Raw genomic sequence first — 22,959 nt, 5'->3', positions numbered from 1 at the left:
GTTCCAAACCATGAAATTGCATTTGGTCCGGCAACTTCTCGAGAAGGTCCTGCTTCTGTCAGGCTTGATACTCGTTGTCTCGGTTTCCTTACCTGAAACCTCACGAGCCCAGCAGCTAGTAACTGACACGCGTATGGCGCTGATCGTCGGCAATTCCAACTACAATGGCGAGAAACTCCCCAATGCGCGTAATGATGCGGAGAGTATCGCGGCAACCCTGCAGACCCTTCGCTTCGACGTCACCTTGATCCTGGATGCAACGCAGGAGTCCTTCTTGAAGAAGGCCGAAGAGTTCTCCCAGGCAACCATTCGGCGCAACGCGAACGTCGTGCTGGTCTATTACGCCGGGCATGGCGTTCAACTGGCGGGCAAGAACTATCTCATTCCGGTTGATTCACGGATCAGTGACATCGATACGCTTGTCAGCGACAGCATCCATTTCGATGAGCTGCTCAAGCTTGTCGGGCGCAGCAGCGCCTTCAAGATGGTCTTCCTGGACGCCTGCCAGAACAACCCGTTTCAGGACCGCATCAAGAGCCTGGAAGTGGGCCTGGCACCACCGCCGGATGTCAGCGGGTTTCTGATCGGCTACGCCACACAACCGGGCAAGGTTGCCTATGATGGCGCGGGTGACAACAGTCCCTACGCGACGGCGCTCCTGTCCTACATGCACTCCTCCGGCCGCGAGGTCCTGTCCGTGTTGGCGGACGTGAACCAGAACGTACGCAAGGAAACCGGTGGCGCCCAGGTTCCTTACGTACAGTTCTCGGTCAAACCCGATTTCTATTTCAAGCCGGGCCCGGAGTCGGACGGCGACCTTGAAGCGGGCCTGTGGAAGCTGTCGGTGCAGCAGGAAGACCCAAGGCTGATCCAGCTGTACCTGCAGCGCTATCCGGAAGGCAGGTTTGTCGATGAAGCGCAAACGATCCTCGAAAGAACTCTGAAGGACACGAACGGCGTCCTGCCGACGCCATCGGTCGGCCTCGCAAGTCTGGAAGAGGAAATCTGGTCCAACGCCCTCGCCTCCCGTAACCGGGCGCTGCTGCAGTATTACATCGAGCGGTTTCCGGACGGGCAGTATCTGGAACAGGCCAAAACGCTTGTTACCCAGATGATGCCCGACAATCCGAACAATCTGACGCAATCCGAACTTTGCAGGCGGTTCACCACACACCCGAACGATTCAACCGTCATCTACCGCGGCGTCTCTCTCAACCTTCTGGCAAAGAACTCCGGGGCGGCCATTCATTCCTGCGAGCAGGCCGTCAAGGACTATCCGGATGTGCCGCACTACAAGGCCCTGCTTGCGCGGGCACGGGCAGCCGCCGGCGATACCAAGATTGCCGTCGATCTCTATCAGCAGGCAGCAGCTGCCGGGGACACCCGGGCACTCGTCAGCCTTGGCCTTCTCTACGAACTCGGCCAGGGGCTTCCCAAGGACCTGCTGAAAGCCCGCGAGTTGTTCGAACGGGCCTTCGCCAACGGCAGCGCCGATGGGGCAATCAACCTTGCAGTTTCCCTCTATAACGGCACAGGTGGGGCGCGCGATGTTCCGCGTGCAATCACCCTTCTGGAATACGCCTCCTCGGAAGGTGCCGCCAGAGCGACCTACAATCTGGGCGTCTTTGCCAAGGAAGGCATTTACAAGACCCCCGAAGACGCCGCAGCCTATTTCGAACTGGCCGCGCAGCAGGGATACGCGGAAGGCGCCCTTGCCGCCGCTGCGATTTACGACGAAGGATTCCACACCGACAAATCACCACAAAAGGCATCGGAACTGTTGTTGTCCGCATTGACGGTGGACAGCGGCGAAACACTTGCGAAGATTTCCTCCGACGCCCGCAGCTGGTCGCGCGATACCATCCTTGAAATCCAGACCAGACTGCAGTCTGCCGGATACTACGAGGGCACGCTGGATGGTGTTCCGGGCCCTCTTTTCAACCGCGGACTGGAGTCCTGGCGGCTCTATGGTGGCTCCCCATCGTGATTTCCGGCAAGATCGTTTGATGGATTTCCTGGGGAGCCGACCGGCACATGGAATTTGATGTCCTTTACCTGGCCGACCTGCGCTTTCCCGGCGGGACGTCCACATCGCTCAAATATGATCTTCGCGCCTGCAAGAAAGCCGGGCTGAGAGCCGGTATCATACCGCTGTGTTCCACTTTTTTTTCCCGAAACCGGACCTTGAACGCATCCGTGCTCTCCGAGATCAGGGCTACCGGCACCGTCATTGTTCCGCAGAACGAAAGACCGCGGTCCAGGGTCGCGCTTTTGTATCACCCGACCTTGCTGGACAAACGGGTGCAATGCCGCACTCGTTTCGATGCGGATGCCTGCTACCTTGTCGTGCACCAGACGATACGAAACCGCGACGGACAACGTGCCTTTCCGGCAGATCACTGGTCGACGCTCATCGCCGACTGGTATGGCCACTCGCTCAAACTCCTGCCGGTAAGCGAGATCGTGCGCGAAGACCTTGCGATGAACGGCCTGTCCCACGCCCTTCATGAGGGCAGCTGGGCCAATCTGATCGATCTGGCCGACTATCCGGAGAAACAACCCCGGGAACCGAAATCCCCTCTGGTCATCGGCCGCCACAGTCGCCCCAGCGCCGACAAATGGCCGTCTCTATCGGTTGCCACGACCTGCTATCCGCAATCCACGGACTTTGCCTTCCGCATGATGGGCCTGCCGCAGAGCTTCGTGGACCAGTTCGAGGACCTGCCGTCCAACTGGCAGGTTCTGCCGTTCTCGAAGGGACCGATTTCCGGATTTCTTCAAGGGCTCGACATCTACAGCTATTTTCATTCCAAAGCGTTGATCGAGGCGTTCGGATATTGTGTGCTCGAAGCCCTTGCCACCGGACTGCCCTGCGTCGTTCCGCGCTATATGGAAACCAGTTTTTCCGATGCCTGCCTTTATGCCGAGCCGGACGAAGCACCACTGGTCTATGAGCAGCTTCGAACGGATCCTCAGCTCTATGAAACAACCTCCCGAAAAGCACGCACATTTGTGGAGGAACGGTTTAGCCTGGACCAGTTCACCGCGAAATTCGAAAAAATCGCCAAACCCTCCGTCGCCGCCCTGCCTGCCCCGAAAACACGCAGACCCGCCCCTGCCCCGGTCGTGCTCACGATCACTTCCAACGGCGTCGGCCTCGGGCATCTCTCCCGGCAGCTTGCCATCGCCAGGGCGATAGGCCCGCGTGCGAATGTCGTTTTCTTCTCGCTTTCCGAAGCAATCGAAATTGCAAGATCCATGGGATATCTCGCCGAATTCCGGCCTTTCCGGCAGAGACTGGAATTGGATTTCAAAGCCTGGAACAGCTATTTCTTTCAGGAAATGCGCGAGGCGCTCAGCCACTACCAGCCTTGCCTCACACTGTTTGACGGCAACTTGCCGTACGCAGGTTTCGTGGACGCGGTTGAAAGCTACGGCCGCGCCACCAGCGTCTGGATCCGGCGCGGCCTCTGGCGCACGCCCCAGCCCAACAGCATCTCCCGGGAAGGCTTCTTCGACGCAATCATCGAACCCGGGGAACTCTGCGCGCCCCTGGACGAAGGCTATTCACGCCCCAACCCCAACAGCGTCACCCGGGTCGACCCGGTGTTGATGACGCCAAGAGATCAGCTCTTTGACAGAACCACCGCAAGGCGGGCGCTGAACCTGCCGGACGACGCGATCCTTTGTCTCGTGCAACTTGGCTCGGAAGCAAATTTCGACATGTCCCTTCCCCGGGCACGTCTGCTGGAGTTTCTGGACAGGCACCAGCAGGTGATCGCGGTCGATGTCAGGTCCCCGCTTCATTTCGAGGAGCACGCGGATTTCCATGAGCGCCTGGTGATGCGGAAGGTCTATCCGCTCGGGCAGTACCTGAAAGCCTTCGACTTTGCCGTCTGCGCGGCCGGATACAATACCTTTCACGAAAACATTGCCGCCGCGCTGCCGTCGATCTTCATTCCGAACAGCAACCCGATCATGGATGTGCAGGAAGCCCGCGCGGAGTATGGCGCGCGCGCAGGGTGGAACCTCACCTCACCTGCCGAGGATCCATACGCAATCGGAGACCATCTTGTGCAGATGCTCGATCCCGATTTCCGCCAATCGCTGGCTCGGTCGTGCCTCAGAAAGTCCGGCTGGTGGAACGGTGCGCTGCAGACTGCGCATCTGTTGCAGGCGGTCGCTCAGCTTCCCGCAAATCCCCTGGAGGAGCGTTGAACCGTGTCTTTCAAACGCCGCCTTCGCAAGATCGGACTACAGGTTGCCCTCGGCAGCATCCGGAAACTTGAGACCAACACCAAGCACAGCGCAGCCCTTTTGTCGGAACACCGCAGACAAGGAACAGTCGCGCTTGTCTGGGCGCTCGATGAGGCAGGCGATCACCTGTCCAGCGCGCTGAAAAACCAGTTGGAGAAGCTCGCGGAGTTTGAAACGATCGTCGTCGTGTGCCCGCCCAGATACTTCTCCGCACTCAGAAGCAGAGGCCTCTTTTTCGAAACCCTGCCGATGTCGTCGGATCTTCCCCGATGTGGTGCCTCGGCCAACTGGGACCTCTATCTCCAACGCCGGATAGCCCGCATCCGGGAGAGCTGGTCGCCGGATTTCGAGTTCACCATCGGCACGTCGCCGGAAGGCTATGTTCAATCGCTGCCGAAAGGGGATCAGACATAACCATCCGCTGAAAAGACGGCGGGCTCGGCAAAGGCATAATCGAGCAAGGAGGCTTGATGAAGTGCATCCCGCATGTGCTCGCCGTTGCCAATCGACCGGAAAGGATCGGCCTCCCGCTCCTGCTTGAAATCCGGGATCAGGCTGAAATCGAAGGCCGACAGCTCACAGATGCCCTGATACTTCCGCTGCAGGCTGTAAAAGGCGGTCCGGGCCGGTTGGTTGAGATCAGTGCCATAGGAAAGGTGCCGAACGTCCAGCCCCGCAGTCAGCGCCCTTTCCGACAGGAACTGAAACCAGTCGTCAGTGGAACGGGCGTCTTCCAGAAACCCTTCCATCGTTATTTCCGGTTTCAGGGACGTGGTATCGACCCACTTCCAGGCCCCGAGCTGCCGCGCCTTTACGAGAGAGACATATCTGGCAAACCTCTGCCTTGTGAGAAAGGTGCAGGAGCAGTCAAACCGGAACAGAATGTCTTCGATCGACCTGCCGGCCAATTGCTTCGGCAGGATCGAATAGCACAGATAGTCCTGTCCAAGGCGGTCGCAAACCCTGGCGAGCGCACTCAGCATGAAGACAGGATCGTCTCTGAAAAAGTTGGCCAGCGCTCTTGCCTTGCCCGGGTCGACCTCAATGCCGCTTTCTTCTTCCAGCATTGCGATGAAGTCCGGCGCCTGGGCTTCAAGACCAAACGGGGACGACGGGTTGAACAGCTCCCCAAGAACGACAGCCTTTTCAAGTCCGTTCCGCATCATGGTCTGGTGCAGATGCGTGCCGCTTCTTCCCGATGAAAGCAGGATGAGATGATGCACCATGGACTTCAGCCTTGCCGAACCAGATCAGGCGTTGCGCCTGAGCACGCTGCCCCGGAAACGTCCCTGTGCCGTGGGGCAAGTCCCAGATCAACCAATTCGACGTCCTGCGCATTCAGAACCGGGTCTTCGAGGATCAACTGCAACGCTTCATGATCAGAATGGCGAGGGTCAGCGACATCGACCGCAGGACCTTCACCTTCCGCCCGAACCTGCTGATCGTGAACCCGGAGGAACAGAACACCTGTTGCCCCAACCCGGCGTGCAAGACGGACAAAGTCCGGCATCTCTGTGTAGTTTTCCTGCCGGACGACAAACTCCATTTGGAAGGAGTCTATGGCTTTCAGCCTGCGCAAATGGCCGAGAAAAGACAAATTGGGCATGAGCTGAACCAACTGCCTGCCTGGCCGCAGTTCATTATAGGTTTCAGGGGTCGCGGCATCGACAGACACATGAACGCTGCCGACATGCCCCCAAAGATCGAGCCGGTTCCAGACAGCTTCCGTCAGCAGCAGGCCATTGGTGTGGAGGTCCAGCGCCTTTCTCGGCTCTCTCTCCGCGCAATAGGTCTTCAGGAAATTCAGAAAGTGCCGGCTGGCAAATGGTTCGCCTTCACGGCCGATGGTTATTCGGTCGGCTTGTGACAGAAAGCGCGCATACGGTTCGTTGACAATCCAGTCGAGCCGGTCGGCATCGTATTTTTTCAGTTGAACCGGTTTTGCCGCCCGCGAAGGACAGGCCGTGTTGCTGCTGAGGTCGTGACCGAGGCTGGCGCACGCTGGAGGCTTGTCCAGTCGGGTCCTGCCAGTCTTGATGATCTCCCGATAGTAGGCCACCGCAGGAGACGGGTCTTTTTCCGACAGGATCTCCTCGCGCGCGGGAAGATCACGCCCTGTGATACGCGGGCATTCCAGATGGCAGCAATGCGAGAAGTCACCCTCAAGGATCGATCGCCGTATTTCCTGGGCCTTGGGCGAGTTCCAGGCGGCTTCAGGATCGTCAGACAGGTTGCCGATTGCAGCCGGTTGCCAGGCTGCGGGACAAAAGTGAATGTCCTGGTTCGGCTGGGTCTCGATCCGGTCGAACGGATTGGAACAGAAGCGCTGGCTCAGCCAGGTTTCGTCAGGCCTATCCATGCAGTTTGCCCGGAAAGGTCTTGACCGCGTTCCCGCGTGCGAACGGCGCTTTCGTTGACGTGTCAGACAGCATCCGCCTTCTCAACCTCCTTGAAGGCGACGGCAACCCGGTCCTTGTCGATCCCCTTATACGCAAGATACCTGTCCGAAAGCTGAAGCTTCTCCACCTTCTGCAACCGTTGCCGGTCGTCTCCGGCATAGTCGTGACGCATCACTGCGCCGGGCTGATACAGGAACTGCTCCGCATCCGTCTCGCCCAGCATCCGGCAACAAAGATCCATGCCCTCGTGCCCCGCCAGAAGCGGATCGAATCCGCCGTATTTTTCGAAGGTTGCCGCCTGCCAGGCGGAAAACCCCTCAGTAGTGGGCGGCGCCGGCTTCAGACTGTCACCGAGATTGTAGTGGTTGCCCGTCAATCCGGCACCGGACTTCGGCGCAATGCGCCCGCGCACAGCCGTGGCCCCGCGCTCGATACAGGTGCCGGCAAGCAGATCAAGATCTGCCGCGCCCGTCGATGCATCATCGTCCAGAAACAGAAGGCAGCTCCCCCGTGCGACGTAGGCACCAACGTTTCGCGCCGCCGAACAGCCGATATTCTCCGGCAAGCCGAATACCCGCGCCTTGTCAGCATACGGGCCGGATGTCCCCTCAGCGGCTCCAGGCCCATTGCCGACGAAAATCAACTCAACGTCCGGGCGACGGATGAACTCTTCGATACCCCGGCCAACCTCGCAGGCCTCAAGGCCGCCCCGATGGGAAACGACAATCACCGAAACCTTCGTGCCATATATGTTTTGAAGGTTTTCCCTCAGGGCGAAGCGATGAATATTCGCGTAAGTCTCCTGCAGGCAGGCGGAAACGGCATGCTGCGCCTTTGCAAATTCACCGTTCTCGAAATGCGCTATTACCTGCGTGTAGGAAGTCAAACTCACATTCCCGTTCATGTCCGATCATGAAGACCGTCGAGTGTGTGCACATCCGTTCATCGTTGCAGCACGTGGCTGACTTGATCGACGATGTGGCCCACATGGGACACCCTCTGGCCGTCCGATTAAAGCTAAGCGCCTAACATGGCCTCGTCCAGCATCGGGGGCATCTTTCGTTTTCGTCAGCCATTGCTAACGGGATCGACAAGACCGTATAAACCCATGCCCGCCTTCTTAGAACCTTGCCCTGAGTTTCGCCGCAAAAGTGTGGTCCTGCCGGCGCTCACAGAAGGAACCGGTGTAGTCGGCAGTGATGTTGAGGTTGTCAGTCACGCCGAAATTCAGCCCCGCATCGACAAGCGCCACATCCTGGTCCAGCGCCGCTGCGGTGATCGTGAACGGCGAACTGCCGGTCCTCCCCAATGCCGCAACAGCGCCAGGCAGACGCCAGCGATTGAGCAATTCCGCGACTGCACGTCAACAGAAGAAGACCAGCTTTCTTTGGCCGGCAAATGCGAGTGGGAGAAAAGAAAAATGGTGGGCCCGGAGGGACTCGAACCCCCAACCAATCCGTTATGAGCGGACGGCTCTAACCAATTGAGCTACAGGCCCACGGCAGGGCGAAGCCTTTGCAAGGCCCTGCGTCTGGTTCCCTATACCATGGCCAATCTCCGGGGCAAGTGCTTTGCAACGGCAGGGTGAAAAAGGTTGGGAAAGTGGAGCGTTGGAAGCATTTCTCTAAAGGTCTGGATCGCCTTGATGGAAAAAGCGGTTCCGTTCGCCTGCGCCATCGGGTCTAAATGAGGCAGCCGGGCCTTTGACGAGTCGCCCGGGGAATAGACCTGCCAAACTCGCCCGCCGGAGCCACCATGCGATCACCGCTTCTCACCGCCACGCTGAGTGTCCTGCTTGTATGCATGATCGGCTGGCTGCTGGTGGTCGGGCGTTCCCTCATCCTGCCGTTCGTGATCGCCCTGATCGTCTGGTACATGATCAACTCGCTGGCACATGTCTTTGCGCATATTCCGCTTGGCCGCTGGCGCTTGCCCCGCTTGGTGTCGTTTTCACTGGCGCTGCTGACGATCTTCTTTGCCAGCACCGTGGTGCTCGACATCGTGACCGTCAATCTCACCCAGCTTGCACTGGACGCACCAACCTATCAGCGGCGGCTGGAAGAACTCTTCACCCAGGCATCCACCCAACTGCACCTTAATGACCCGATCGAGTTGAAGGACCTTCTGCCCGATTCCATCGTGCCGCGCATGGTGACCGCGGGGGCGAGCCTGGTGACGACGCTGGCCGGGTCGGCCAGTCTTGTGTTCATCTATGTCCTGTTCCTGGTGTTCGAGCAGTCGACATTCGACCGCAAGTTCGAACGTCTGTTTCCTTCGCCCGAGCGGGCGGAAGCCGCGTTTGCCATGCGGGCCGAGATCAACCGCTCGATCATGCATTATTTCTCGATCAAGACCGCCGTCTCGGTTGCCACGGGCGTTTTGACCAGCCTTGTTCTGATCGCCATCGGCCTGCCTTACGCGGCCTTGTTCGGCTTCATTGCCTTTCTGCTCAACTACATTCCAACCATCGGTTCGCTGATCGGCGTGATCTTTCCCAGCCTCCTGGCGGTGGTCTATTACGATACGCTGGGTCCCTTCATTGCGATTGCGACGGGCCTCGGCCTCATCCAGTTCACCATCGGCAATCTGGTCGAACCGCGCCTGATGGGATCCAACCTCAATCTGTCAGGCCTTGTCATCATGTTGTCGCTGGCCTTCTGGGGGGCGATCTGGGGTGTTGTCGGCATGGTTCTGTGCGTCCCGCTGACGGTGATGATCGTGATCGTCTGCGCCCGTTTCGAAGGTTCCAGGCCGATTGCGATTCTGTTGTCGCAGACCGGCGAGGTCGGCGGCCTGTCGGGCAAGACCGGCACCACGGGTTAGGCCTCCGGGGAAGATTTTCAAACGACTTTCGAGGACATCTGCCGGGTTTTGCCGATGAACGGCAGATGAACACAACCGTCATTACGCCGCCGCAATCACAAGCGAGTGTCCGGCCATCGAACAAACTGTTTCCATCAAGGATAAGTTCATATGAATGCCCCTCTTTTCCCCTCCGTCTCCCTGCTGCGCAAGGCTGTTCTGGCCGCTGGCCTCAGTGCCGCGCTCGTGAGTGCCGCACCGGCTGTCGCGCAGGATTCCCCGGCACCGGCCGGCACGATCACCATGCAGGGCCGCGGTGCAGTTTCCGTTGCCCCCGACATGGCCGTCATTTCCGCAAGCGTCGTCACCACCGGCAAATCCACTGCCGACGTTCTGGCTGAAAACAGCGCTGCAATCGCCAAGGTCATTGAAGCGGTGAAAGCAAACGGCATCGAAGCCAAGGACATCCAGACCAAGGGGTTCGGCATCTACCCGCGCTACGATCACTCCAAGAACTCCAGCAGCCAACCGGATATTGCCGGTTATGAGGTTCGCAACGGCGTTGAGATCAAGATCCGCGATCTGGCCAAGCTTGGCGGGCTGTTGACGCTTGTCGTCGAAAGCGGTGCAAACTCGGTCGATTCCATCCGCTTTGAAGTCAGCAATGCCGACGAGATACTGGATGAAGCCCGCAAGAAGGCCGTCGAGGATGCTCGGCACAAGGCAGGCATCTTTGCGGCCGCTGCCGGTGTCGATCTCGGCACCATTGCCGACATCACGGAAACCGGCACCGAAATGCCGCGCCCCTACATGATGCGGGCCGAGGGCATGATGATGGCCAAGTCCGCCGATGTACCGATCGAGGCGGGCGAGGAAACCATCAGCGCGAATGTCACCATCCGCTGGACGCTGAAGTAACCACGCGTCGGAAACAAGAAAACCGGGGTCTGGTTTCCAGGCCCCGGTTTTCTTTTGTCCAAAGCTTCGTTCACCGGTCAGCGGGCTGCCGGGTTCGCTCAAAGGTTCCGGTGCCATACCTGCATCGGCTTGTCGGTTTCTTCGTTCTCGCCGACATCGCGCCAGGGAAACGTCACGACGACACCCTCCAGCTTTTCGTAACCGCGCTTGCGCCAGAACGGATCGAGCGGGGCGTAGTCCGCCGGCTTCAGCGGGTGTGTATCCGGGCGGATCACCGCACAGAAGGCTGCTTCACCGAAGCCGAGCCGCCTGGCGTGCGCTTCGCGCTCATCAAAAAAGCGATGGCCGATGCCCTGGCCACGGTAGGCAGGATCCAGAACGGATTCGGCCATGTAGAAGACGTTCTCCGGATCCAGTCCCTGCTTGAGGAAAGGGGTCTTGAAAGCCTCCAGTTCGGCACCGAGCGGCTCACCTGTCGCCGCTCCAACCAGTCGGCTGCCGTCATAAGCACCAACAATCACGGCTCCCTCCGTCCGGGCATAGCGTTGCAGGTATCCGGCTTCGTACTCCAGAGACCCCTCATAGAGATATGGCCAGCTGCGGAAGACGGATATCCTCAGGCGCGCAAGATCGTTCAGCGCAGCTGTCAACTCCTCGCCCGTCAGCGTTCTGATATCAGCTGGCATGATGCCTCCCGTCCTTCAAAACCCGCCTGCCCGCTGGGTACAGGTCAACTTGTTCCAATTGTCGCAAACCCGCCTGGACCTGTTACCAAATAGTACAAAACCCCGATACCTCTGCCTGCCCGGTCGTGACACTAATATTTGGCATTTCTTTTCTTTGCGAGGAGCCAAAGCGCGCCATGTCCACGACACAGCCAGCGTCCTACAGCCCGATCCATATCATTCTGCACTGGGTGATCGCCGCCCTGATCCTGTTTCAGCTGATTTTCGGCGAAAGCATGGGCGATCTCAAACACGCGCTGCGCGACGGCGGCATGCCGGATGCGGCAACCGCCTTTCTGGGCAATGCCCACATCTGGGTTGGCATTGCCGTTCTGGCCTTGACTGTCATCCGTCTTCTGGTGCGGGCAAAATTCGGCGTCCCTGCCCCGCTCCCCACTTCAAGAGCCCAGGAACTGGCCGCCAGAGGTGTCCACGGCCTGCTCTATCTGCTCGTGTTGCTGGTACCGATCACCGGACTTCTGGCCTGGTACGGCGGCATCCACACTGCGGAAGAAATCCACGAACTGAGCAAGCCGTTCTTCATCGTGCTGATCGCACTGCATGTGCTGGGAGCGTTCTACCATCATATCGCCCTGAAGGATGGCATCATGATGCGGATGGTATCTTCCCGGCACTAGCCGAAACAGAAAAGGCTCCGGCAATCTCGCAAGCCGGAGCCTTCTTTTTCACGCCGGATGACTTAATCGCGTGCTTCCAGCCAGACGCGCGCAACGTCCATGTCGTTGCCGGTAAAGCCCTCCGCCAGTTTCTGGCCCACGACGGCACCAAACTTGTAGCCATGTCCGGAACAGGCCGAGACGACAGTAGCCTTGCCTTCGCTCATTGCGAAGAAATGCTCATCGGAGGTGAAGGTGTAGGCACAGGTGACGACGTCATCCACGCGGTATTCCTTGATCCGGCCGAACGGCGGAGAGAAATAGTCGCGCAGGGTCTCGCCTTCGCCTGTAACCGGCGTCCGATCCTGGTTCGGTGGAGCCTTGTACTTGTGAATACCCGCCCCGAACTTGAGGCCGGTTCCGGCGACCGGAGGCAGGATGTAACCGTCGATCGGCCCGCCCGGATCGAGAATCGCCGGCGATCGTTCCCAGGCCACGCGCAGATCTTCAGGCGGCGTCAGATAGACAACCGCGGTCCGGTAAGTCGTCAGGCTGATGTCCAGCTTCGGGAAGAGCCCCAGCGTCCAGGCACCGGCCGTCACGATCACATGCTCTCCGGAAACCGTACTGCCATCGGCAAGGGTCACAGTGCCCGCGGATGTGTCGACGGCAGTCACCTGTGCGTTTTCGCGAACATCAGCTCCCTTGGCGATCAGCCAGTCGCGCACCCCGGCGGCAATTTTCTGGCACAGCAGAACGCCGCCCTCATCGCTGACAGCGCCATAACGGATCGTGGCCGGATCTACGAAAGGAAACCGTTTTGCCGTTTCTTCCGGTGTCAGGTCCTCGAACGGATAACCGCCCTCGACCAGACCGTCCCTATAGACCTCGCCGCCATCGCCCGGTTCCTGCGACAACAGCATGAATCCCGTTTCGGCGAGGTGCTTCTCACCCAGGTCGTCCCACATTTCGTCCCATGCCGCGTAAGCATCGCCGATGCGGCGCTGATAGCCGCCCTGACCGCCATAGGCCCGGCGGATAATACGGTGCTGGTCACCGGAGGCCGAAAGCGGGTTGGGGATAGGTCCCTGCTCCAGAAGCGTGACCGGCACGCCTCGTTTTGTCAGGGCCCAAGCGGTGGAAAGTCCGGAAATACCGGCTCCAACAATCACAACTGTCATGAATTCTGTCCTGCGGAATGGAGGGCCAGATTATCTGCCTGTCCGGCGAGTGCAAGAGACGTTCTGACGCAAACCGCGCATGCCGGTTATGTATTTTCGGTTGCCGTAAAGAGAGAAGCCGCTACGCTCCGTTCCGATAGGCTCAGGCAGATCGTGATCAGGGTGCGGGAGGACAAGCCGTGCTGGAAAATAACATTTCGGAAGAACAGCCTCTGGCCAGCCGCCGCCTCGCCGAGTTCCCGGACTGGGGCTATCTTCTGCGGGAATTCTACGAGGCCTACCGGTTCCTCTCGTCTGGTGGCAGCGACAAGATCCGGGCCCATCAGCGCGCGGTGCGCGAGGCAATTGGGCGGGTGCTGAAATCCGATCCGGAAATGCGTTTCGATGCCCCGGCCCACAAACCCGTGACGGCACATCTCCGGCGTGCCCTTGACGAGGGCAAGCAGGAGCGGACCGCTCCGCTGGTGCGTGCCATCGAAAGTGTCCGGGACCATCTCATCTGGCAGTATGGCTACGAGAAGGTGCCGCGCGGCCTCGACAAGACGTATGCCTACGCGGAAATCTGCGGACCGAACGGACCGGTTCTGACGACGGACGTCATTCTGGGCCTGGTCCTGTTCGCACCGGGCTGCACCTATCCGGCCCACGCTCACAGCGGCATATCGGAAAGCTATATCTGCGTTTCAGGATCGGTTTCGGAAAATCACCAGGGGGTCTATGCGCCCGGGTCGATGATCTTCAACCCGCCGGAGCACATGCATCGGATCACCGTGTCCAAACTGGAGCCGGCACTTCTGGCCTGGGCCTGGATCGGCCCATCGGAACGCCTCGCCAACCAGAAGATGGTCTTCAGCCGCAAGAAGGGGTGAGAGACCTCCACCCCTGGCGACGTCAGACGATATCTCGTCGGATCGTGATCTCTGCCTTTTCAAGCCCGTCCGGCGAAAGCCAGACGGGCTCTGCAATCAGTTTTTCACAAAAGATGCCGAGTTCTGGAAATGTCAGCCCCATGGAATGGGCCAGTGCGACCCGGTCACCCGGCTTCGGGTTGAGCCCGCAGCAGATCTCCCGTGTGCCCATCTTCAGATGATGGGCAATGTCCCACTCCAGCACCACACCCTGATGACGTGTCACCACCCAGCAGTGCATATCGTCACAGAAGCCGTTCTTTTCTTGCGGGAAAAAATATCCGGTCACGTAACCGGCTTCAAAGCCGGCGGCACGCAGGCTGGCGATCAGATAGGTGTTGATGTCGACGCAGGACCCTTCCGTCAGCCCGCACGACAGATAGGGCACTTCTTCGCATCCCTCATTGAAACGAACCTGAGGATGGGCATACCGGAACTTTTCGGCCGCCGCGTTGACGAGCGCCTGAATGGCGGCGTGACCGTCGGGCTGACTGTCGGCAATGTTGATCGCATCATAGACGAGATCTTGAGCTGCCCGGGTAAAGCGGTTTCGCAGCGGCGCAAACACCGCATCAGGATAGCCCGGCCCTTCGTCGCGGTATTCGTAATTCACCACAACGTCCGCCCCGGGTTCCACCGACACCACGGCCACCATCTGGCCGGTGGTGATTTCTCCGGCCAGGCCCAGCTTTCCGCCCTTGATCTCGAAACTGACCGGCATCTGGTGTGGCGTCGGCAAGCCGACAGGCACCAGCAACTTGCTGCGAACCTCATCCGCTCTGACCGTGACAGAAACGTTCGTGCGCATTGTCACTCCCTCAAAAGATCAGCTGGAAAACAAGACCGGACAGCACTGCCCCCGCAAATCCCATACCGATGTAAGCGGCAAAGACCTGCGGCCTGACCAGTGACCAGACAGCAGCCATTGCCGGGATCGAGCTGACAGCGCCTGCAATCATGAACGCCATCGCGGCCCCGGCGCTCATGCCCTGGTCCATCAGACCAGCCAGAAGTGGCGGTGCCACGTAGCTGTTGAGATAGGCAGGCATGCCGATCAATGCGGACAGAAGAATTGCCCCCAGCCCGTCGCCGCCAACAGCCCGCGCAATCAGGTCTGCGGGGACATAGGTGACGAGAGCTGCTTCCAGCACATACGCCAGTGCCAGCCACTTGATCAGAAACAGTGCATTGGCTTTCAGTTCGATCCGGAACTTGTCGGTGCGCTCAGTCTCTTTCCAGATTTGCCAGACAGGCCGCCCTGTCTTCGCAGAAGCGCCACAGCCGCAGCCACCGGTCGCCGCCCCGATTTTCACCGGATTGGCCAGAAAGCCGCTACGCAGCGCAAGTGCGACGGAAAAACCGCCGAAAAGACCCAGCGCCACCGCAAAGACCGCCTTGCCGACGGCAAAGGGCCATCCCAGTGCACCGGCAGTGATCAGCAATGTCGGCGGGTCAATCAATGGAGAGGAAAGCCAGAACGCCATGATGGCTGACAACGGCGCACCAACCGCCAGAAGACCGGCAATGAACGGGATGACTTCGCAGGAACAGAAAGGTGCGAGACCACCAAACAGGGCTGCGAGAAAGATCGCCTGTGTCTCGCGTCCCTCGAACGCACGTCCGACAAACGCTTCTGCGCCGGCCGCCTTGAGCCAGGCGATCAAAGCGACGGCAAAAGCAATATACGGCAATGTGCCCGCGAAGGCGGAGAGCGCGAAGGTTACAAAAGCGACGAAGTGCGGCTGGTCCAGCAACAGCACCAGCAACGGACCGCCGACGACAATCGTCCAGGTCGACAGAAGGTATTTCGAAACGGCAAGAGATTTCAGGGACCATTTCGAAGCCGGCGTGCTGCAGCAGGCGGTCTTTGGAGCGCAACAGCTTGCGCCGCTGCCGCTTGGCTGAAGGTTGTTCATCGCATCAGACATCGACGGTCTCCTTTTGCGGGGTTGGGCACTCACAACCCTTTTCGTCCACGCAGCACTCTTTCAGGATGTAACCGGCAAGGTTTTCCAGATGGCCATAGGCTGCCCGGTTGATGACCGAGCGGCCGTCCTTTTCCTGGGACACCAGGCCTGCCGACGCGAGAAACTTCAGATGATGCGCAAGCGTTGACGCAGGCATGCCCGTGCGGGTCTGAATATCGCCGACCGTCAAACCACCCTGCCCGGCTTTCACCAGGGTCAACACCACCTGCAGCCGGGCTTCCGAGCCCAGTGCCGCAAACCCTTGCGCTGCAATTTCCAGATCCATCTGCGCCTCGTTTAATATAACTATATTTCTAGTTATATAGTTTCTTTTGCGCTGTCAATTGCCACCACAGGCTGTGCGGCCTCCGGATCAGGGCAAGAAACTAGAGGATGGGTACGGAAGGGCCTTGCTGGCGCTCGCGCATCAGGCAGCGACGAAACGCATTACCGTTTCGCAGACATCGCCCTTGAGGGAAACCTGACCGGATGCCGACTGCAATTCCGGACCAAACAGCATGGAGAAGGTCGTGGCGTTGGAGACGTTGAAAAAGCTCATGGCCGAGATCAGCCAATGGATCCTCAAAGGCGTCAGGCCATCGCGGAAGACGCCTTCGGCTACCCCTTTTGCATAAATGCCGGCAATCTGGGAAATTGCCGCTTCGTTCAGGCTTTTGATCTCGTCCGACTGCTCGAGATAGCGGCCATGATGAATGTTTTCGATCATGACCAGACGGATGAACGCCGGGCTTTCGCGATGATGATCGAAAGTGAAAGCCACAAGCCTCGACAGTGCATCCCTTGGCGGCAAATGGTTCAGCTCCAGCTGTTCTTCGCCTTTGCGCACCTTCTTGTAGGCCGCTTCCAGAGCCTTGAGGTAGAGGCTCTCCTTGTCGCCGAAATAGTAATAGATCATGCGCTTGGACGAGCGCGTCTTGGCCGCGATTTCATCCATGCGCGCACCGGAAAGACCGTTCGCGGAGAATTCCTCCAGGGCGACAGCCAGGATATTCGCACGCACTCCCTCCGGGTCCTGCTTCCAGCGACCCCGCGAAGAATTTTTTTCCGGCAGCTCAGACTCATTGATCGACATGCCTTTTTCTAAACCAGCCCGGAACGGGTTACCAGCCCAAATTAACCGGACAGTACATTTCGCTTGACTGAATTAACTGGTTAGTACATTTTGAATCTCAGGAGACGCGGTCTCCAGGCATACAGACCCCGAAAACGGGGCTGCCAAATGAGGTTTCTGGGAGGAACCTGGGTGGAAGCAGCAAGCAACATCGTACTGGCCGGCCTGATCGGAAGGGGTATTGCCCGTTCCAGGACGCCGGAAATGCACATGACCGAAGCAGCAGCCCAGAGCCTGCGCGGCGTCTATCGCATTATCGATGTCGATACGCTTCCCGAGGACGAACAGAACCTGAAAGCTATTGTGCACGCGGCCGAGGTGACCGGTTTCAACGGTCTCAACGTGACCTACCCGTTCAAGATGGAAGTGATCCCGCTGCTGGATCAGCTATCGCCCAACGCGGCGGCTGTCGGCTCGGTCAACACCATCGTGTTCCGGGATGGAAAACGCATTGGCCACAACACCGACCTATGGGGATTTGCCGAGAGTTTTCGCCAGAACATGATCGGCGTGTCCCTGAAGACGGTGCTTCTCATTGGCGCTGGTGGAGCCGGCGTTGCAGTTGCCCACGCGCTGGCGGATTGCGGTGTCCAGCACCTGAAGATCTTCGACGTCGACACCGTGCGCGTAGAGCAACTTGCCCGGCAGGTTCGCTCAAATCGTCAGGGACTGACCGTGGAACCGGTCACGACCCTTGATGCCGCAAGCTGCGCCAACCTGTCCGGCATCGTCAACGCAAGCCCGGTTGGCATGGCCAAGACACCCGGAACACCGTTCCCGCTCGCGCTGCTCAAGCCCGACATGTGGGTTGCGGACATCGTCTATTTCCCGCTCGAAACCGAACTTCTGGCTGGCGCGAGACGGCTCGGCTGCAGGGTGCTGCCCGGGTCAGGCATGGCGGTGTTCCAGGCTGTACGGGCCTTTGAACTCTTTACCGGTCGGCGTGCCGATCCGGTCCGGATGAAGGCGGCGTTCGACGCCTTCGATGAAATGCCGCGGGAGACCGCGGACGCTTAACCCCTTCCGGTTTCACATCATCACGAAAGCGGAAGAGGTCATTTTGAAAATGTTACGCAAACGGGAGGAAGTCATGCGTTTCAAATTCTCATCCCTGGCAGCTACTGCCCTTCTCACAGTCGGCCTCGCCGCGGCGGCCCAGGCTCAGACAATCCGTCTGGCCCATGTCGACCCGGACGAATGGACCGCCTCCAAGAAAGGTGCTGCCGCTCATATCTTCAAGAACATCGTTGAAGGTGAAACCGATCTGACGGTGGAACTGTTTCCGGCCGGTGCGCTGGGCAACGAAGACGAGCTGGTCGCCCAGGCCCAGGACAACCTGACCCAGGTCGTGCTGGTGTCCGGCGCCATGTCCAAGGCTTGCCCGGCTGCGTCCGTTCTGGACATACCCTACACCTTCTCTTCCGCAACCATTGCCTGGGACGTGCTGGATGGTGACTTCGGCGATGCCCTTGCCGAACACTGCCTTGCACAGACCGGCCTGCGCACGCTGGCTTATGGCGAAACCGGCTTCCGGAACTTCACCAACGGCACTCGCGAGATCCGGACACCTGCGGACATGGAAGGCCTGAAGTTCCGTGTGCAGCCGATCCCGCTTTACGTGGAAATGGTGAAAGGCCTCGGCGGCGAGCCGACCCCGATCGCCTGGACCGAACTGCCCAACGCGCTTTCCACCGGTGTCGTTGACGGCCAGGAAAACCCGGTCGGCGTGATCTACAACAACGGTCTCCACAAGCTGCAGAAATACATGACCCTTGACGGCCACGTCTATGCCGCCGACTTCATCCTGATCTCCGACGAATTCTACCAGTCGCTCACTCCGGCCCAGCAGGCCGTGGTTGCCCGTGCGGCGCGCATTGCCGGCAACATGGGCCGTTCCATCCAGCAGTGGAGCACGGCTGAAGGCGTCAACAAGGTTCAGGCAGAAGGCATGCAGGTCTATTCTCCGACCGCTGACGAAATCGCTGCCTTTGCCGAAAAGGCACAGCCGGCGGTCGTCGAATATCTGCGCGGCGAACTGGGTGAGGATGCGGTCTGGATCGACCGCCTGCAGGAATCCGTTGCTGCTGCAAGCCAGTAATCCGGTCAAGACCCCGGGCGGTTTGCCGCCCGGGGTTCTGGAATGTTGGAAAAGATCAGCTTTTGGCTGTTCAATCAAAGTCAGTTGAATAGCCAAAAGCTGAACAAGCAGGACCTGGAACATGAAAACGGTCAACGAATTTGCCCGGCGCCTCTTTGCGCTCGGAGCCGGCCTGTCGATGGCCCTCGTCTTTGCCATCATCTTCGTCAATTCGCTCCGCCGCTACACGGTAGGCCAGTCGGTTTCCTGGGGCGAGGAACTGCCGATCTATCTGACTATCTACGGTGTCATGTTCGGTCTCGCGCTTGCCTATCTGCAGGACAGGCATATCCGCTTCACGGTGCTGACCGATTTTCTCTCCGTCTCCGTTCGTGAAAAACTCTTCGCGGCCGTCGACCTGGTCAGTTTTGCAACCGGTGTTGCCCTCGCCTTCTCCGGGCATGCCTTCGCCGTTCGCCGAGGCAACCTTGACGCTTCGGGCCTGAAATCAGCCGGCAACTGGCTTGCGGAAACCACTGGCATCGAGTCGCTGGTCTGGGTCGCCAAGGTCGGCACCTGGCAGTATGCGATCGCCATCGGTGGAGCATTGCTGGCCGTGGCCGCCGCTCTCAAGTTCTTTGAACGCATCTCGGCCATCAAGGCGGTGCAGGCATGATCTACGCAATCCTTCTCATCGGGCTCGCGACCGGCGTTCCAATCGCTCTTGCCATCATTGCAGCCTTGCTGGTGTTCATGGGCTATGGCGAAGCGCCCTATTCCCTGCGCGTGGTCGCAACGGAAATGTTCAAGGGAATGAACTCCTTCCCCCTGCTTGCCATTCCGCTGTTCGTGCTGGCAGGCGAGGTCATGAACGAAAGCGGCATCACCGGCCGCATCATTGCCTTCGCCAATGTTCTGGTCGGCCGGCTGCGCGCCGGTCTGGCGCTCGTCAACATCTGGGCATCGGTGATCTTTGCCGGTCTTTCCGGATCCGCGGTTGCCGACACATCCGCCATCGGCCGGGTTTTCATTCCGGAGATGGAAAAACACGGCTACTCCCGCCCCTTCGCTGCTGCGTTGACGGCGGCCTCCTCCGTGATCGGGCCCATCATTCCGCCGTCCATTCCGGTGATCATCTACGCGCTGATCGTCTCCGGCGTTTCGGTGCCGGCGCTGTTCCTTGCCGGCATCATTCCCGGCATTCTGCTGGCGATTTTCCTCTCCGTCTTCGTAATGCTGACCGTGAAGGTCGATCACGGTGATCAGGCAGTAGAGCTGACCGCAGAGCCGGCCAGCAAGGCCATTCTCGGCGGGATACTGCCGTTGCTGATGCCGGTGTTCGTGGTCGGCTCCATCCTGCTCGGCGTCGTCACACCGACAGAGGCGGCAAGTTTCGCTGTCGCCTATGCGCTTTTCCTCGGCATCTTCGTCTACCGAAACATCAAGCTGTCTTCCCTGCCGCGACTTTTCTCCGAAGCCATGCGCGACAGTGCGGTCATCCTGATCATCATTGCCGCGGTCTCAGCCGCCAACTGGTTGCTGACCTACAACCGCGTTCCGAACTTGCTGACCGACTGGGTGCTGTTGAATGTGGACAGCAAGACCACGTTCCTGATTGCCACCATTCTCCTGTTCCTGTTCGTCGGACTGTTTCTGGAAGGCATCGCCGCCATGCTGGTGCTGGTGCCCATCTTGCATCCGATTGCGGTCGGCATGGGCGTGGACCCGGTCCACTTCGGCATCCTTGTCATCTTCAACCTGATGATCGGCCTGATCACCCCGCCACTCGGCCTTTGTCTGTTCGTCGCCGAAGGCATCGCCCAGGTCGGCATGGCCCGGCTGACCATGGCCATCCTGCCGTTCTTCTTCGTTGAAGTGCTGGTGCTGCTCCTCCTCACATTTGTACCGGAAACGGTCATCTGGCTGCCCCGCATAATGGGCTACTGAACCCACGGAAGGTCCCCATGAAAACCGCCATCGCCACCGTCTCCATCGCAGGCGACCTTGCCGAAAAGCTCAGCGCAATCGCAGCTGCCGGCTTCGATGGCGTCGAGATCTTCGAAAACGACTTCCTGGCCTTCGACCGCAGTCCGAAGGACGTCGGCCAGATGGTCCGCGACCATGGCCTGGAGATCTCGCTGTTTCAGCCCTTCCGAGACTTCGAGGGCATGCCCGAACCGCAACGCACCCGGACCTTTGCCCGCGCCGAACGCAAGTTCGACCTGATGCAGGAGATGGGCGCGGATCTTGTGCTGATCTGCTCCAACGTATCTCCCATCGCGCTTGGTGGCATCGATCGTGCCGCCGATGATCTTTCAGAGCTGGGTGACCTTGCCGCCAGGAGCGGTATCCGCATCGGCTATGAGGCCCTCGCCTGGGGCCGTTTCGTCAACGATCACCGCGATGCCTGGGAAATCGTGCGCAGGGCAGACCACCCCAACGTGGGCCTGATCCTGGATTCCTTCCACACCCTGTCGCGCAAGATTGACCCCGATTCGATCCGGGCCATTCCCGGCGACAAGATCTTCTTCGTCCAGCTGGCCGACGCGCCGAACTTCAACATGGACCTGCTCTACTGGAGCCGCCATTTCCGCAACATGCCTGGCGAAGGGGATCTGGACGTGACCGGCTTCATGCGGGCCGTTGCGGCAACAGGTTATGACGGCGTGCTGTCGCTGGAGATCTTTAACGACCAGTTCCGTGGCGGTTCGCCGAAATCCATCGCCGTCGATGGTTACCGCTCCCTGCTCTACCTGATGGACCAGGTCCGGCGAACCGAACCCGGCATCCGGATCCCCGTTCCCGAAATGCCCGACAGGGTACCGGTTGCAGGAATCGAGTTCGTTGAATTTGCCGCCGACCGGAGGGAAGCAACCGACCTGTCGGCCATGTTGACGACGCTCGGCTTCCACAAGGCCGGCAAGCACGTCTCCAAGGAGGTCGAACTCTGGCGGCAAGGCGGCATCAACATTGTCATCAACACCGACCCGCGCGGCTTCGCCCATGCGTCCTACATTTCGCATGGCACCAATGTCTGTGACATCGGCCTTAAGGTTGCAGACGCTTCGGCAACCGTTGCCCGTGCCGAGACCCTGGGGGCCAAAACCTTCGAACAACCGGTTGGGCCGGGCGAATTGAAGATCCCTGCGATCCGCGCTCTCGGCGGCAGCGTCATTCATTTCGTCGACGACAGCAAGGATCTGTCACGGGTGTGGGAAATCGAGTTCGAACCGGTTGATCAGGACGGGGCGACAGGTGATGCCGGCCTGCTCCGCATCGACCACCTCGCCGAGACAATGAACTATGACGAGATGCTCACCTGGCTTCTGTTTTATCGGTCGATCTTCGACACGGAGAAGACTGCCATGGTGGATGTCATCGACCCGGCGGGCCTCGTCCGCAGCCAGGCCATCGAAAACGACGACGGCAGCCTGCGGATCACGCTGAACGGGGCGGAGAACCGAAGGACCCTTGCCGGGCATTTCATCTCGGAAGGTTTCGGATCGGGTGTGCAACATATCGCCTTCGAAACCGCCGACATCTTCAAGACGGTGAAGGCGCTGCAAGCCAACGGCTTCACACCGCTGGTAATATCTCCGAACTACTACGACGATCTGGATGCCCGTTTCGGGCTGGAGGAAGACTTCCTCAACGACCTTAAAAACTCTGGCATTCTCTATGACCGGGACGAGGACGGCGAATATTTCCAGCTGTACAGCCCGACCTACGGAGAAGGCTTCTTCTTCGAGATCGTCGAACGCCGCGGCGGCTACAAGGGCTATGGCGCCGCCAACGCCCAGTTCCGCATCGCCGCCCAGAAACGCCATTTCCGCGCGAAGGGCATGCCGGCAAGGTAGGCTGGCCCGCAAAGAACGCGGGGCTGATGCATCGACAGGAGCGACAGTCAGTCAAGACCTATCCTGCCCCCCACGCCCTCATCCTGAGGAGCCGCCACGCGGCGTCTCGAAGGATGGGC

General features: G+C 59.4%; 22 protein-coding genes and 1 tRNA gene. 12 read left to right on the top strand and 11 right to left on the bottom strand.

The features are described from left to right. The first annotated feature begins 10 nt into the window (after positions 1–10). The 3 genes from FIV03_RS14195 to FIV03_RS14185 are packed head-to-tail and all read left to right on the top strand — an operon-like array spanning position 11 to position 4,671. Positions 11–1,987: a caspase family protein gene (locus FIV03_RS14195; RefSeq protein WP_173013846.1), complete on the top strand. Its 1,977-nt coding sequence runs from the start codon at positions 11–13 to the stop codon at positions 1,985–1,987. A gap of 47 nt (positions 1,988–2,034) precedes the next feature. Next, positions 2,035–4,218 carry a glycosyltransferase gene (locus tag FIV03_RS14190; RefSeq protein WP_152510002.1) on the top strand — a complete coding sequence of 728 codons (2,184 nt, stop codon included), beginning with the start codon at positions 2,035–2,037 and terminating at the stop codon, positions 4,216–4,218. 3 nt (positions 4,219–4,221) lie between these two features. Further along, a complete protein-coding gene (locus tag FIV03_RS14185) occupies positions 4,222–4,671 on the top strand; it encodes a hypothetical protein (RefSeq protein ID WP_152510001.1) in 450 nt (149 codons plus the stop codon). Here the strand turns inward: FIV03_RS14185 and FIV03_RS14180 are convergent. The 5 genes from FIV03_RS14180 to FIV03_RS14160 form a co-directional block, all read right to left on the bottom strand. Continuing rightward, a complete protein-coding gene (locus tag FIV03_RS14180) occupies positions 4,662–5,483 on the bottom strand; it encodes a hypothetical protein (RefSeq protein ID WP_152510000.1) in 822 nt (273 codons plus the stop codon). The genes FIV03_RS14185 and FIV03_RS14180 overlap by 10 nt on opposite strands. Before the next feature lie 5 nt (positions 5,484–5,488). Beyond that, entirely contained in the window at positions 5,489–6,616 is a 1,128-nt protein-coding gene (locus tag FIV03_RS14175) for a hypothetical protein (RefSeq protein WP_152509999.1), read from the bottom strand. Positions 6,617–6,678: 62 nt separating this feature from the next. After that, positions 6,679–7,542 (bottom strand): glycosyltransferase, encoded by an 864-nt coding sequence (locus FIV03_RS14170; RefSeq protein WP_173013845.1) that lies wholly within the window; start codon positions 7,540–7,542, stop codon positions 6,679–6,681. Positions 7,543–7,776: 234 nt separating this feature from the next. Further along, positions 7,777–8,004, bottom strand: coding sequence for a hypothetical protein (locus FIV03_RS14165; RefSeq protein WP_152509997.1), 228 nt, complete (start codon positions 8,002–8,004; stop codon positions 7,777–7,779). A 73-nt stretch (positions 8,005–8,077) separates the two neighbouring features. Further along, positions 8,078–8,154: transfer RNA gene (locus tag FIV03_RS14160), tRNA-Ile, on the bottom strand. Between the two features lie 257 nt (positions 8,155–8,411). Between FIV03_RS14160 and FIV03_RS14155 the strand changes: the two genes are divergently transcribed. Then, positions 8,412–9,479: an AI-2E family transporter gene (locus FIV03_RS14155; RefSeq protein WP_152509996.1), complete on the top strand. Its 1,068-nt coding sequence runs from the start codon at positions 8,412–8,414 to the stop codon at positions 9,477–9,479. Between the two features lie 150 nt (positions 9,480–9,629). Next, positions 9,630–10,376: an SIMPL domain-containing protein gene (locus FIV03_RS14150; protein ID WP_152509995.1), complete on the top strand. Its 747-nt coding sequence runs from the start codon at positions 9,630–9,632 to the stop codon at positions 10,374–10,376. 98 nt (positions 10,377–10,474) lie between these two features. On the opposite strand, the gene FIV03_RS14145 is transcribed toward FIV03_RS14150, so the two are convergent. After that, positions 10,475–11,062, bottom strand: a complete 588-nt coding sequence (locus tag FIV03_RS14145; RefSeq protein WP_152509994.1) for a GNAT family N-acetyltransferase — start codon at positions 11,060–11,062, stop codon at positions 10,475–10,477. Between the two features lie 176 nt (positions 11,063–11,238). Between FIV03_RS14145 and FIV03_RS14140 the strand changes: the two genes are divergently transcribed. Beyond that, positions 11,239–11,739 carry a cytochrome b/b6 domain-containing protein gene (locus FIV03_RS14140; protein WP_152509993.1) on the top strand — a complete coding sequence of 167 codons (501 nt, stop codon included), beginning with the start codon at positions 11,239–11,241 and terminating at the stop codon, positions 11,737–11,739. Positions 11,740–11,801: 62 nt separating this feature from the next. On the opposite strand, the gene FIV03_RS14135 is transcribed toward FIV03_RS14140, so the two are convergent. Continuing rightward, entirely contained in the window at positions 11,802–12,899 is a 1,098-nt protein-coding gene (locus tag FIV03_RS14135) for an FAD-dependent oxidoreductase (RefSeq protein ID WP_152509992.1), read from the bottom strand. 179 nt (positions 12,900–13,078) lie between these two features. Between FIV03_RS14135 and FIV03_RS14130 the strand changes: the two genes are divergently transcribed. After that, positions 13,079–13,768, top strand: a complete 690-nt coding sequence (locus tag FIV03_RS14130) for a dimethylsulfonioproprionate lyase family protein (RefSeq protein WP_152509991.1) — start codon at positions 13,079–13,081, stop codon at positions 13,766–13,768. Between the two features lie 22 nt (positions 13,769–13,790). Here the strand turns inward: FIV03_RS14130 and FIV03_RS14125 are convergent, their stop codons facing one another. The 4 genes from FIV03_RS14125 to FIV03_RS14110 form a co-directional block, all read right to left on the bottom strand. Further along, positions 13,791–14,615: a transglutaminase-like domain-containing protein gene (locus tag FIV03_RS14125; RefSeq protein ID WP_152509990.1), complete on the bottom strand. Its 825-nt coding sequence runs from the start codon at positions 14,613–14,615 to the stop codon at positions 13,791–13,793. A 10-nt stretch (positions 14,616–14,625) separates the two neighbouring features. Further along, a complete protein-coding gene (locus FIV03_RS14120) occupies positions 14,626–15,735 on the bottom strand; it encodes a permease (protein WP_173013844.1) in 1,110 nt (369 codons plus the stop codon). After that, positions 15,728–16,060, bottom strand: coding sequence for a metalloregulator ArsR/SmtB family transcription factor (locus tag FIV03_RS14115; protein WP_055655668.1), 333 nt, complete (start codon positions 16,058–16,060; stop codon positions 15,728–15,730). Before FIV03_RS14115 ends, FIV03_RS14120 begins: the two co-directional genes overlap by 8 nt. Before the next feature lie 141 nt (positions 16,061–16,201). Beyond that, a complete protein-coding gene (locus FIV03_RS14110) occupies positions 16,202–16,867 on the bottom strand; it encodes a TetR/AcrR family transcriptional regulator (RefSeq protein ID WP_022997922.1) in 666 nt (221 codons plus the stop codon). 147 nt (positions 16,868–17,014) lie between these two features. On the opposite strand from FIV03_RS14110, the gene FIV03_RS14105 reads away from it, so the two are divergent. The 5 genes from FIV03_RS14105 to FIV03_RS14085 all read left to right on the top strand — a co-directional run bounded on the left by FIV03_RS14105 (position 17,015) and on the right by FIV03_RS14085 (position 22,840). Then, the gene (locus FIV03_RS14105) at positions 17,015–17,923 is read left to right on the top strand and encodes a shikimate dehydrogenase (RefSeq protein WP_152509989.1); all 909 of its coding nucleotides are present in this window, start codon (positions 17,015–17,017) and stop codon (positions 17,921–17,923) included. Between the two features lie 73 nt (positions 17,924–17,996). Then, positions 17,997–19,004 carry a TRAP transporter substrate-binding protein DctP gene (gene dctP, locus FIV03_RS14100; RefSeq protein ID WP_031268177.1) on the top strand — a complete coding sequence of 336 codons (1,008 nt, stop codon included), beginning with the start codon at positions 17,997–17,999 and terminating at the stop codon, positions 19,002–19,004. A gap of 121 nt (positions 19,005–19,125) precedes the next feature. Then, positions 19,126–19,659, top strand: a complete 534-nt coding sequence (locus FIV03_RS14095; protein ID WP_152509988.1) for a TRAP transporter small permease subunit — start codon at positions 19,126–19,128, stop codon at positions 19,657–19,659. Next, positions 19,656–20,930, top strand: coding sequence for a TRAP transporter large permease (locus FIV03_RS14090; RefSeq protein WP_152509987.1), 1,275 nt, complete (start codon positions 19,656–19,658; stop codon positions 20,928–20,930). The genes FIV03_RS14095 and FIV03_RS14090 overlap by 4 nt, the downstream gene beginning before the upstream one ends. 17 nt (positions 20,931–20,947) lie before the next feature. Beyond that, positions 20,948–22,840: a bifunctional sugar phosphate isomerase/epimerase/4-hydroxyphenylpyruvate dioxygenase family protein gene (locus FIV03_RS14085; protein ID WP_152509986.1), complete on the top strand. Its 1,893-nt coding sequence runs from the start codon at positions 20,948–20,950 to the stop codon at positions 22,838–22,840. The last annotated feature ends 119 nt before the right edge of the window (positions 22,841–22,959 follow it).

Origin of the sequence: Labrenzia sp. THAF187b, assembly GCF_009363375.1 — a bacterium.
Taxonomy (GTDB): Bacteria; Pseudomonadota; Alphaproteobacteria; order Rhizobiales; family Stappiaceae; genus Roseibium; species Roseibium algicola.
Note: the sequence above shows the minus strand (reverse complement) of the source record. Positions and strands in the feature narration are given on the sequence as shown.

Excerpts from the sequence above, each read along its gene's own strand:
- FIV03_RS14195 (WP_173013846.1), top strand. The coding sequence starts at position 11 with ATGAAATTGCATTTGGTCCGGCAACTTCTCGAGAAGGTCCTGCTTCTG.
- FIV03_RS14190 (WP_152510002.1), top strand. The coding sequence starts at position 2,035 with ATGGAATTTGATGTCCTTTACCTGGCCGACCTGCGCTTTCCCGGCGGG.
- FIV03_RS14180 (WP_152510000.1), bottom strand. The coding sequence starts at position 5,483 with ATGGTGCATCATCTCATCCTGCTTTCATCGGGAAGAAGCGGCACGCAT.
- FIV03_RS14175 (WP_152509999.1), bottom strand. The coding sequence starts at position 6,616 with ATGGATAGGCCTGACGAAACCTGGCTGAGCCAGCGCTTCTGTTCCAAT.
- FIV03_RS14155 (WP_152509996.1), top strand. The coding sequence starts at position 8,412 with ATGCGATCACCGCTTCTCACCGCCACGCTGAGTGTCCTGCTTGTATGC.
- FIV03_RS14150 (WP_152509995.1), top strand. The coding sequence starts at position 9,630 with ATGAATGCCCCTCTTTTCCCCTCCGTCTCCCTGCTGCGCAAGGCTGTT.
- FIV03_RS14145 (WP_152509994.1), bottom strand. The coding sequence starts at position 11,062 with ATGCCAGCTGATATCAGAACGCTGACGGGCGAGGAGTTGACAGCTGCG.
- FIV03_RS14140 (WP_152509993.1), top strand. The coding sequence starts at position 11,239 with ATGTCCACGACACAGCCAGCGTCCTACAGCCCGATCCATATCATTCTG.
- FIV03_RS14135 (WP_152509992.1), bottom strand. The coding sequence starts at position 12,899 with ATGACAGTTGTGATTGTTGGAGCCGGTATTTCCGGACTTTCCACCGCT.
- FIV03_RS14125 (WP_152509990.1), bottom strand. The coding sequence starts at position 14,615 with ATGCGCACGAACGTTTCTGTCACGGTCAGAGCGGATGAGGTTCGCAGC.
- FIV03_RS14120 (WP_173013844.1), bottom strand. The coding sequence starts at position 15,735 with ATGTCTGATGCGATGAACAACCTTCAGCCAAGCGGCAGCGGCGCAAGC.
- FIV03_RS14115 (WP_055655668.1), bottom strand. The coding sequence starts at position 16,060 with ATGGATCTGGAAATTGCAGCGCAAGGGTTTGCGGCACTGGGCTCGGAA.
- FIV03_RS14110 (WP_022997922.1), bottom strand. The coding sequence starts at position 16,867 with ATGTCGATCAATGAGTCTGAGCTGCCGGAAAAAAATTCTTCGCGGGGT.
- FIV03_RS14105 (WP_152509989.1), top strand. The coding sequence starts at position 17,015 with ATGAGGTTTCTGGGAGGAACCTGGGTGGAAGCAGCAAGCAACATCGTA.
- dctP (WP_031268177.1), top strand. The coding sequence starts at position 17,997 with ATGCGTTTCAAATTCTCATCCCTGGCAGCTACTGCCCTTCTCACAGTC.
- FIV03_RS14095 (WP_152509988.1), top strand. The coding sequence starts at position 19,126 with ATGAAAACGGTCAACGAATTTGCCCGGCGCCTCTTTGCGCTCGGAGCC.
- FIV03_RS14090 (WP_152509987.1), top strand. The coding sequence starts at position 19,656 with ATGATCTACGCAATCCTTCTCATCGGGCTCGCGACCGGCGTTCCAATC.
- FIV03_RS14085 (WP_152509986.1), top strand. The coding sequence starts at position 20,948 with ATGAAAACCGCCATCGCCACCGTCTCCATCGCAGGCGACCTTGCCGAA.